This is a genomic window from Rhodopirellula maiorica SM1 (genome assembly GCF_000346295.1).
Taxonomy (GTDB): Bacteria; Planctomycetota; Planctomycetia; order Pirellulales; family Pirellulaceae; genus Novipirellula; species Novipirellula maiorica.
This window is the reverse complement of record NZ_ANOG01001036.1, coordinates 1-10,679: the sequence shown is the minus strand read 5'-3', so window position 1 is coordinate 10,679 and position 10,679 is coordinate 1. Positions and strand designations below refer to the sequence as shown.

The 10,679-nt window shown below is 56.3% G+C and carries 9 protein-coding genes; 8 read left to right on the top strand and 1 reads right to left on the bottom strand.

Translation table 11 applies throughout. From position 1 onward, the window contains the following. Nucleotides 1-167: 167 nt before the first annotated feature. The 8 genes from RMSM_RS33500 to RMSM_RS33470 all read left to right on the top strand — a co-directional run bounded on the left by RMSM_RS33500 (nt 168) and on the right by RMSM_RS33470 (nt 8,965). Nucleotides 168-2,213, top strand: a complete 2,046-nt coding sequence (locus RMSM_RS33500; protein WP_052031927.1) for a c-type cytochrome domain-containing protein — start codon at nt 168-170, stop codon at nt 2,211-2,213. Between the two features lie 311 nt (nt 2,214-2,524). Continuing rightward, nucleotides 2,525-3,514 (top strand): class I SAM-dependent methyltransferase, encoded by a 990-nt coding sequence (locus tag RMSM_RS33495; RefSeq protein ID WP_008708277.1) that lies wholly within the window; start codon nt 2,525-2,527, stop codon nt 3,512-3,514. Between the two features lie 209 nt (nt 3,515-3,723). Further along, the gene (rpmF, locus tag RMSM_RS39145) at nt 3,724-3,906 is read left to right on the top strand and encodes a 50S ribosomal protein L32 (RefSeq protein ID WP_081614431.1); all 183 of its coding nucleotides are present in this window, start codon (nt 3,724-3,726) and stop codon (nt 3,904-3,906) included. A gap of 74 nt (nt 3,907-3,980) precedes the next feature. Then, nucleotides 3,981-4,907 (top strand): ACP S-malonyltransferase, encoded by a 927-nt coding sequence (fabD, locus tag RMSM_RS33490; RefSeq protein WP_040770866.1) that lies wholly within the window; start codon nt 3,981-3,983, stop codon nt 4,905-4,907. Nucleotides 4,908-5,131: 224 nt separating this feature from the next. Then, on the top strand, nt 5,132-5,890 hold the full coding sequence (gene fabG, locus RMSM_RS33485; protein ID WP_040770864.1) for a 3-oxoacyl-[acyl-carrier-protein] reductase: 759 nt from the start codon (nt 5,132-5,134) through the stop codon (nt 5,888-5,890). Nucleotides 5,891-6,227: 337 nt separating this feature from the next. Then, the gene (locus tag RMSM_RS33480; RefSeq protein ID WP_008708273.1) at nt 6,228-6,473 is read left to right on the top strand and encodes an acyl carrier protein; all 246 of its coding nucleotides are present in this window, start codon (nt 6,228-6,230) and stop codon (nt 6,471-6,473) included. Between the two features lie 190 nt (nt 6,474-6,663). After that, complete coding sequence (gene fabF, locus RMSM_RS33475; protein WP_008708271.1) at nt 6,664-7,911, top strand: beta-ketoacyl-ACP synthase II; 1,248 nt, start codon at nt 6,664-6,666, stop codon at nt 7,909-7,911. A 121-nt stretch (nt 7,912-8,032) separates the two neighbouring features. Then, nucleotides 8,033-8,965 carry a hypothetical protein gene (locus RMSM_RS33470; protein ID WP_008708269.1) on the top strand — a complete coding sequence of 311 codons (933 nt, stop codon included), beginning with the start codon at nt 8,033-8,035 and terminating at the stop codon, nt 8,963-8,965. Nucleotides 8,966-8,991: 26 nt separating this feature from the next. On the opposite strand, the gene RMSM_RS33465 is transcribed toward RMSM_RS33470, so the two are convergent. Next, nucleotides 8,992-10,341, bottom strand: a complete 1,350-nt coding sequence (locus RMSM_RS33465) for a class II 3-deoxy-7-phosphoheptulonate synthase (protein ID WP_008708268.1) — start codon at nt 10,339-10,341, stop codon at nt 8,992-8,994. Nucleotides 10,342-10,679 lie beyond the last annotated feature (338 nt).

The window sequence follows — 10,679 nt, the reverse complement described above, 5'->3', positions numbered from 1 at the left end:
CTCCCACTCCCACTCCCACTCCCACTCCCACTCCCACTCCTCACTCCTCACTCCTCACTTTCTCCCTAACGGTCGTTCCGATTAGCTGCGACGTTAGCAGCATCAATTCACCGCAACAGCGGGATTTCGAGGGCGAAACCGCTTAGCGGGTACTTTATAATGGGCTCATGCGTTCATTCCCTGACCGAGTTGCTCCGCTTGCCTCCTATTGCCCTGTGACGATGCCGATGCGTTTTCTGGTTTTAACTGTTTTGGTACTTCAGGCTCTCGCATGGGGGGGCCTAGCGAGTGCGGCGGAATTGAGTGCTCGCGAAAAACGAGCGGTCGAGACTGTCAACCAAACGATTCGCACCGCGGGAATCGAATACAAAGCCCGCAACTTCGCCGCCGCTGGCGAGGCGATCACGCGCGCGATGGACCAGATCGATATCGCAATGAAAGTCGGTTCGGCTGAGCTGCTAGAGGCGTTTGAGCCGGCGATGAAGCGTATTTCGACCGCACATGCATTGCTGGAACTCGAAGGCGTCGCGGTTCCTCCGTTTCGCCGCCCGACTCTGCCTTCGGCCAACAACGCAAGTGCCGACGACACAGCGACTGGCACCTCCGGCGAAAAGCCCGAGATGGTTATTTTTGACATCAAGGATCCACCGTCCGAGCCTCCGAATGCCACGCCTCCTAAATCGGACTTTGCCGCCGGTGTCAGCTTTACCCAGCACGTGGCACCGATTTTGGTAGGGCGTTGTGGACGCTGCCATGTTACGGGATCCAAAGGCGGATTTAACATGGCCAACTACGAAGCGTTGATGAAAGGATCGCGTGCCGGCGTCGTTGTTTTCCCCGGCGATGTGCCCAACAGCGTGTTGGTCGAAGTGATTGAATCGGGGGCAATGCCGCCTAACGGCAGCGTTTCGGCTCAAGAATTGTTAACACTGAAAACGTGGATCAATGGCGGGGCCAAGTTTGATGGTCCCGATCCAACGGCCACACTTTCTGCGGGCAGCGGCGTCGCGGCTGTGGATGAACCAACGAAAACCGCGATGCCTGAAATCAAACAGGCGACCGGCAAAGAAACGGTTAGCTTTGCCGGTGATATCGCTCCGCTGTTGGTCGAAGCTTGCAAAGGATGCCACATCGACGCGATGCAAACGCGAGGCGGGCTGCAACTCGATACCTTCGCACGCATGATGCGAGGCGGCGATAGCGGCCCGATCATCTCGCCCGGCAACGCCGCCGACAGCTTACTTGTCAAAAAATTGCGAGGTATGGTCGGCGAACGAATGCCCGCCGGGGGTCGTCCCGCGTTTTCCGAAGACTCAATCCAATTGATCTCAACTTGGATCAACGAAGGAGCCACGCTTGACGGGGCCAGCAAGGACCAACCGCTCGAGGTGATGAGCAAGTTGGCGTGGATGAAAAAGGCCTCGGCGAGCGAGATCAGTGCGAAACGAAAAGCGGACGCCGAAGACGACTTAAAACTGGTCAACGCCAGCGGAGGCGAGATGCACTCGCTGTCGACCGATCACTTCTTTGTGACCGGAACCGCCTCGAAACCGACTCTCGAATTGGTCGCGGCCAAGGCCGAAGAAGAGTTGAAATGGGCCAAAACGATTGTCGACGCAGCGGAGGGCGAAGAATTTTTCCATGGTAAAGCAACGCTCTTTGTGATGCCTCGGCGTTATGATTACAGCGAATTCGCCAAGATGATCGAAGCGCGTGATGTGCCCTCGGATTGGAATGCCCATTGGAAGTTTGACGGGATCAACGCCTACATCGCCCTGGTCGCGACCGACCGAGACGAAGATGACGAGATTGCGGACCGCTTGATTTCACCACTCGTCAGCCTCGCCGTCGCCACGCGAGGGATGGATGTTCCGCGGTGGTTCGCCGAAGGAGTCGGAGCGAGTGTGTATTCCAAATCAGGTACGAAGGTGGACCGCGATGCAAAACGTCGCGAAGACGCCGAGATTTCTGCGGCGGTGGTGGCGATGAAAGATGCCAAACAATTCCTTGGTGAGAAATTAAAACCCGAGCAGACCGATCGCATCAGCATGGCGATTGCCGCGTCGATGATGGATCGCGGACGCCGCAAAAACTTTGACGCCTTGATGCGTAACCTCAGCGATGGCTTGCCATTCGATCAAGCGTTTCAAACCGCATTTCGTGCCACTCCCGCCGCCTACATCACCCAGTGGCTGAAATGGGTTAAAGGGTAGGGCAGAGCAGGGCAGGGCAGTAGGGACAACCACCCATCGGCATCAACTCACGTAGTGGAACTCGCCAGAGTTCCTGCGTTTTTCGTAGTGGGACTCGCCAGAGTTCCTGCGGCTCCAACAGCCGAGTCCAGGAATTTTGGCGAATTCCACTACGTGAACATCATCCACAGGGTGCCATTAGCACCGCGGCTGACGATTGTCCTATCGACACGCGGTAAACTTCGCCTGCCTCGGCTTGGAAAAAAATGGGTTTCGATTCAGAATCTCCGTTTTGCTGCCCTTCTACGCTCCCCCCTTGTGACACGTAAACGATGACTTCTCGCGACCAAACGCTGAATCAATATCACGAGCTGATGCAGATCAATGCGGTTTCTCATCTGCTACGCGCGGCCCGAGAATCAGGGCTGATGGACCAACTGCGGAAAGGCCAGCACACCGCCCAGCAGCTCTGCAACACGCTTTCGCTCTCGCCGGAACCAACCCAACTGCTGCTCGATGCGATGACCGCGATCGGCATTTTTGAAAAATACGAAGAGGATTACGCGTTGTCGCAAGCAGCTCAGCTGTTATGCCAATACGACAACGACCTTGGAGACCGACGCTGGCAAAAGCTTACCGCGCGGGTGGTTGGCAAAGGCGACCGAGCTGCCGTGTCGCCGACGGACTACTTTGACCATGTCGCGGCTACCCAATGGGCGCATACTCCGGCTGCGATGGAAGCGGCCGAAATGTTGAACATTGGCGGTGAAGGCGAAGTCGAAGGCCCCAAAATTTTGGATCTCGGTTGCGGATCGGCCGTTTGGAGCTGTGCGATGGCTCACCGCGACGCGAAATCAACGATTACCGCGGTCGATTTTCCAGGTCAAATCGCTGCGGCGGTGACGATGGCCGACTCGATCGGATTGAGCCCACGTTTTACGGGCATCCAAGCCGACCCCGCGGCGGCGGAACTGACGACAGACCCTCCGTTGACCGACGATTTCGATATCGCCTTGATCGCCCAACGCTTGTTCGCCCATCAACCCGCCGAGCAAGCCATCCTGCTGAAACGAGCGGTTGCCGCGATTCGACCAGGCGGACGTGTGATCGTGATTGACCTGTTCCGCGGCCCCACGAAGCCGAATTTGACCGAATCCACCGAAGCCCTCAAGCTCGAATTGGAAACGCAGGGCGGGGCAATGAAGACGCTGAAAGAGGCCGAATCGCTGCTGGTCGGCGAGGGATTGGAAAAAATTAAGTTCACCTTTATCGCCGCCAGCCGGATGGGGCTGGGGATGATGGTAGCGTTCAAGCCGGAATAATTAGCTGCAGTTGGCAACGGCGATCGGGCCGCAAAAGGGCAAAAATCGTACCTTGTGAGTTCCATTTGACGAGGTTTCTGGCAAGAAACGGCATCATTTAACTCAAATTTAGAAGAAAGTTCCGCTGCCGCGTTGACGATCACGCTGTTAAGTTCCTACGATACGCGGCTCGATTCCATCTAAAACCTGTCACTTATGGACCCCCAGCGATGGCTGTCCCCAAAAGAAAACATTCCAATAGCCGTACCGGCAAACGTCGTTCACATGACCACGTCAAGAAGCGTCAAGTCGCTTATTGCCCGCAATGCAGCTCGGCAGTGCCAACGCACACGATCTGCCCTAAATGTGGGTACTACCAAGGCCGCACCGTCGTCGAATCGCCTAACGAATAAGTTCGACGCGTTCGTTTTCCTGACGCATTTGCCTTGCACTGCAAGGCGGCTGCATCTTTGAAGAAGGGGCTGCTGTGGCGCTCGACGTTGACTCTGTGGGCATTCTATTCCCAGGCCAAGGTGCTCAAAACATCGGCATGGGACGCTGGCTGTGTGAAAACTATCCCCACGCCCGCGCGCTCTACGACACTGCTTCGGAAGTACTCGGCTACGATCTGATCGCGCTTTCGCAAGAAGGCCCCGAGGACAAGCTGAACGCAACCGAGTTCTGCCAACCGGCATTGTTTGTCGTCGGTATGGCTGCAGCCGAAGTCGTGTTGAGCGAACGTCCCGAATTGGCTGACAAAATCAAAGCCGCAGCCGGTTTGAGTCTCGGTGAATACACCGCAGTCTGCTTCGCAGGCGGAATTCAATTTAAAGATGCCGTTCGGCTCGTCCAGCGACGAGGCGAAGCGATGCAAGCTGCCTCGGACGCCGTGCAAAGCGGAATGGCTAGCATTCTCGGGTTGGACCTGGAAAAGGTACAAGCGGTTTGCGACGAGTGCCGCCAAGGCGACGAAGTGCTGCAGCCAGCCAACCTGCTGTGCCCCGGCAATATTGCGATCTCGGGTCATTCCTCGGCAATCGATCGTGTGGAGCCCGCCGCACAAGAAGCCGGCGCGATGAAGACCGTCCGGCTCAGTGTTGCAGGCGCCTTCCATACCTCGCTGATGCAATCGGCGGTTGCAAAACTGGGTGAAGCCCTTGAATCGATTGAAATTCAGGACACTCGCATTCCGGTCTACAGCAACGTCGACGCGGCACCGCACCAATCCGCAGCCGAAATCAAAAATCTGCTCAGCCGCCAAGTCGTCAATCCCGTCCTCTGGGAAGATTCGATTCGCAAGATGATGGACGATGGCATCGAAGGATTCTTGGAAGCAGGAACCGGCCGAGTGCTGCAGGGAACCCTAAAGCGGATCCATCGCAAATTGCCAACCGAAGGCTTTGGTGACGGCTGAATCCAAAGGCAGCCTTGGCCTTGAAAGACAGCTGACGCTTCAGTCGCCTGAACGCCGAGCGGAAACGGAGCGATTCAGACGGGGCTCGAAGGCTGCACTCGAAGTAAAGCTGGCACACGAAGTAAGGCTGTACACAAAATACCGGCGACAAACTGGAAGCCTATCCCACGGGCAGCCTGTGCTACAACGCTCATTTTCCTTTGATCTCGAAAGACAAACGCACCATGCAATTATCCATCGCAGTGGACTTGAAGGGCCAAGTGGCAATCGTCACCGGCGCCTCCCAAGGGCTTGGCAAGGCCGTCGCAGTCGCCTTGGCTCAGAACGGAGCCCACGTGGTCTGCTTGGCACGAAACGCCGACAAATTGGCATCGACTGTTAGCGAAATCGAATCCGCAGGCGGGACCGCCGAAGCGATGTCGGTGGACGTCACCGACCGTGCCGCCGCAGCCTCTGCGATCGAAGACACCGCCAAAAAGCATGGCCGACTCGACATCTTGGTCAACAACGCCGGGATCACTCGCGACAAACTGATGCGGGGCATGTCCGACGAAGAATGGGACGACGTGATCGCCACGAACCTGACCAGTTGCTTCGTCTGTTGCCGCGCCGCCGCCGGTTTGATGCGGAAAAAGAAGTACGGGCGGATCATCAACATGGCCAGTATATCGGGCTTGATCGGCAACCCCGGCCAAGCCAACTACTCGGCTAGCAAGGCAGGCATGATCGCCCTGACTCGCACGCTTAGTAAAGAATTGGTCAATCGCGGCGTGACGGTTAACGCGATCGCCCCTGGATTTATTGCCAGCGAGATGACGGCCGAACTAGGCGATGTCGTGCTCGAAGAAGTCAAAAAACGCATTCCTGCCAAACGTGTTGGCAAACCCGAAGAAGTTGCTGCCGCGGTGCTGTTCCTAGCCTCCGCCGACGCAGGATACGTCTCGGGCCAAACCATCGTCGTGGACGGCGGGATGATTGGCTAACCCGCCAACGCCGACCGTGGCTTGCCCGGCAAAGAAAGAGCAAAGCGGCCCGCAATCCTTCACCAGATTGCGTGTCTTCGCGAAAATCACGATACTTCCGCCGCATACCGCCCGTCGGTGTATTGACGTGATTTAGCTTTTTGACCTATCTTTTCGGCGAAAGCACTGGTCGCTGCCGGGCTCTAACCCTTGAATGAAGGCTGGGCCAACAAAGACGGAGTTGCCAATGATGATTGAGCCTTCGTTAAGACCGGTTTTGGGGAAGTCGAGTTATTCAGCTTCCCCAGACCTCGTTTCCTCCTAACAAACTTGCTGACATTTCCCCCGGAGATAGCCCATGGCTAGCGTCGAAGAACGCGTTGTCGATATCGTTGCTGAACAACTTGGCGTCGACAAAGACAAGATTACTCGAGAAACTTCCTTCGTGAACGATCTCGGTGCTGACTCACTCGATACCGTGGAACTCGTGATGGAACTCGAAGAAGAGTTCGACATCAGTATTCCTGACGAAGCTGCTGAAAAGATCCAAAAGGTAGGCGAGGCAGTTGATTTTATCGAAAACGCCAAAGGTGATGACGCCTAAGGCTGTCTGTAAATGATGGACGGCTTGATTCCGCTCCAGCAACGTTAACCAACAATTCGATTGTTGACGCTCTTGCCGCCCGAGAGATGTTGGCGTGGCCCCTTTTTGGCTCACGAGAACATGTCAAGGCGGCATTTATTTTGTAAACTCAGCTGATTACTCTTCTCGATACTTATTGAAGGCCTTCTTGATGCAAGCCCGGTCGGAACGTCGCGTTGTCATTACTGGTTTGGGTGTGGTCTCACCACTCGCAGTGGACGTCCCGCAATTTTGGCAACGTTTGACTGCGGGTGAATCGGGTATCCACGACCTGACCACGCTCGATACCAGCCAATACAAAGTTCACTTCGGCGGTGACATCCCGGATTTCGATATCTCGGGCGTGGTGGACCATCGCGAAGCCAAACGACTCGACCGGTTCACTCAGTTCGCCGTTCATGCGGCCGAACAAGCGATCAGCGACGCGTCGATCGACTTCGAGGCGCTGGATCGACACATGTGTGGCGTGATCCTCGGATCCGGCATCGGCGGATTGGGCGAAATCGAAGTCCAGATCGAGAAAATGATCACCAAGGGTCCCGACCGCGTCAGCCCCTTTACCGTCCCCAAGATGATGCTGAACGCCGCGGGCGGTAACATCTCGATCACCCACGGGCTGAAAGGCCCCAACTTTGCCGTGGCAACCGCTTGTGCGAGTGCCACCAACGCGATGGGCGAAGCGATGCGAAGCATCCAGCTTGGCGAAACCGATTTGGTGATCACCGGTGGTACCGAAGCCGCGATCACACGGATGGGCTTGGCCGCGTTCCAGAACATGAAGGCGCTCTCGACTCGCAATGACAACCCCGCCGGGGCCAGCCGACCGTTTGACGCCAATCGCGATGGATTCGTGCTCGGTGAAGGCGCTGGAGTGCTGATCTTCGAAGAACTCGAGCACGCTAAAGCTCGGGGTGCAAAGATCTATGGCGAAATCATTGGCTATGGAACCACCAGCGACGCAGGCCACATTACCGCTCCGGACCCGGCTGGCCTGGGCGCCGCCGCCGCGATGCAAGCTGCGATCGATGACGCAGGAATCCAACCGACCGAGATCGATTACATCAACGCTCATGGAACCAGCACCCCGCTTGGCGACAAGGCGGAAACGCAAGCGATCAAGACGGTCTTTGGCGAACATGCCTACAAGACATCGATCAGCAGCACCAAGAGTTCGCTCGGACATTCCTTAGGTGCCAGCGGTGGTATCGAAGCAGTGATCCTGTGCAAAACACTCGAAACTTCCACGATTGCTCCCACGATCAATCTGGAAACCCCCGATCCCGCTTGCGACTTGGACTACACGCCCAACGAAGCCAAGCAACGCGATGTCAAGGTTGCGATGAGCAACAGCTTTGGCTTCGGCGGCCACAATGCATGCGTTGTCATTCGCAAGCTGTAGCCGCGGCGCACTTGCGGTGCGTCCTATCCGTTGCCCTCCACCGGTGGATCGACGGTGAACAGCTTGGCTCGCCGATTGAAACACGCCGCCGCGAATGACACGGCGTCTGTAGGACATCACGATGACCAATGCGCCCGATCCCGAAAATCAACGCACGGCGAAGGCCGATCCCAATCGCGCGAAACCGCTGGATCGCCCAACGCCGCTGGATCGTGCGGAATACGTCGAGCAGGGCTACCTCTTTCAACTGCTAAAAGAACGCATCGGCGAACAAATGCCGATGCAAGAGCTGTTAGAGCAAGCACGTCTCGAATTGCTTGCCACCACCAATTTGCCCATCGCGACCGAATACCTGCTGACCGAACTAAAGCATTCGGGTGTTATGGCGCCGGCAATGCAGCGGATGAGCCACTATTTCAACGCCTTTCAAACCTACTTGATCGACGAAGCCGAACACGAAACCGGTCGCTTTGCCACCGAAACCGCGCTTCATATCCTCGAGGCGGATGCCAAGTATCGCGCTGCCGACGTGACGCCGGCAGGACTGTTTCTGTTTCAATTCGAAGCTCTCTGTCGCAATCGACTGAATTACGACAAAGGCTTAACGGCGATTAGCCAGGACCCGGTCTACGACGCGAGTTGGTCGAAATGGATCTTGATGACCCGGGCTCAAGTGGGACTGATTGATTTTGCGGACCTGCTGTTTTTTGCCAGCGAGGATTATCGCCATCGATTGCTCGAAGCGGGACAATCGCTCGAAGGCAAAGGCCCCTTTCTATTTGGCGAAAAAGAAGGCCGAATCGCCTTTGGAAACCGCCGCAAAGAACCGCTGTACTTGTTTGCCGCGATGCAGCGACATCTAGGCTATCCCGCCGTGCCGCGTCACAAGATTGTCAAACGCGACCATGAGATCATTCCTCAATTGGCCCGTCGCATCGAACGCCTGGAAACGCGTATCAAAATGTTCGAAGAAGAACAGCGAGGCGGAATGGATATCACGCGGTTCTACGAAAAGAACAAAGCCAAACTGAACATCCCCAAAGTCGATGATTGAGAGCCCAAGTGGGCAACGCTGGACTGCTAAAGCTCTGGACCAGCGACTCTCGCTTGCTTGGCGATCAGGAACGCGATCTCCATCGCTTGCTCGTAGTTCAGCCGCGGGTCAACGTTACTCTCATACGCGGTCGACAGATCACCGGAACTCAGCCCGCCGGCGCCGCCGATACACTCGGTGACATTGTTGCCAGTTAATTCGAGATGGATGCCGCCTACGATCGTGCCATGCCGGGCATGGATGGCAAACGATTCACGCACCTCGCTTAAGATCTGATCAAAGTGACGCGTCTTGATGCCGTTTTCCGTCGTCATCGTATTTCCATGCATCGGATCGACCGACCACAGCACCGGATGATTCGATTGCTGCACCGCAGCGATCAGCAGCGGCAGCGACTCCGCAATTCGCTCGGCACCAAAGCGACAGATCAATGTCATGCGGCCAACCTCGCGTTCCGGATTCAGCAAATCCAACAACTCGATCAATCCGTCGGACGTCGTACTCGGGCCTACCTTCACGGCGATCGGATTTTTGATGCCACGAAAGTACTCGACGTGGGCTCCGTCGATCATCCGCGTTCGATCTCCGATCCAAGGGAAATGAGTCCCCAAGTTGTACCACTCCGCTTCGCCGCTGGGCTGCCGAGTCAATGCTTCTTCGTACGCCAACAACAACGCTTCGTGTGACGTGTAGAAATCCACTCGTGATAACTCGGCACGCGTCACTCCGCCTAACACGTCTAGGAAATTTAACGAGTCGCCGATACCACGCACCATCTGGTGATACTCGTCGGATTGGGGTGACAAGCTGACAAAATCAAGCTCCCAATTCTCAGGATGTTTCAGGTCCGCAAACCCACCCTCCGTCAGGGCGCGCAGATAGTTCAACGTTTGCGCTGAATGCTCATAAGCGGCAAGCAGGTTTTGCGGCCGCGTCAGCCGATCTTCGGGGGTAAACGGACTTCGATTGACACAGTCGCCTCGATACGACGGCAATGTCACGCCATCGCGAGTTTCGGTGTCGCTCGAGCGTGGCTTGGCATATTGGCCCGCGATCCGGCCGACGCGGATGATCGGCTTTTTGAGTCCGTACACCAACACCAAACTCATCTGCAGCAGCACTTTGAGCTTCTTTTCGATCGGATCGGCGCGGCACGCCGCAAAGCTTTCGCTGCAATCGCCTCCTTGCAGCAGAAAAGCGTCTCCGTTGGCCGCGAGAGCAAGCTGCGTCTTCAGCCGATCGATCTCCCAACGGGTAACCAATGGCGGTCGATCGCCGAGCTGCTGCAACACGCCCTGCAACGAATCAGAATCCGCATAAATCGGCTGCTGCAGCGCCGTCTTCGCTCTCCAACTCGATGGATCCCAATCGCTCATTGATATTCGCTGGCTGCTTGATTCAGTTGGTCATTGGGACATCCCCAATCGACGGTATTGCGGATTGCCGAGCCGGAACTTGCGTGCCCAGACAAATTTGCCTTTCACGCCGCCGCCACGCAATGCATGCTCATCGTATCGCCGCCGCCTTTTTTTGAATGTGGCCGCTCCGACCAATTTCCCGTGCAGTCCACCGTCGTTCCCCATCGAGCGAAGTTCTCACTACAATAGGAGTCTGCCACACGCTTTTATGCTGCCCGCCCCCCATCCTTCGCGATCACCTAAAATTGACGATGCCCACTCTATTACGTTTGTCGTCACACACTGCTAGTCTGCTC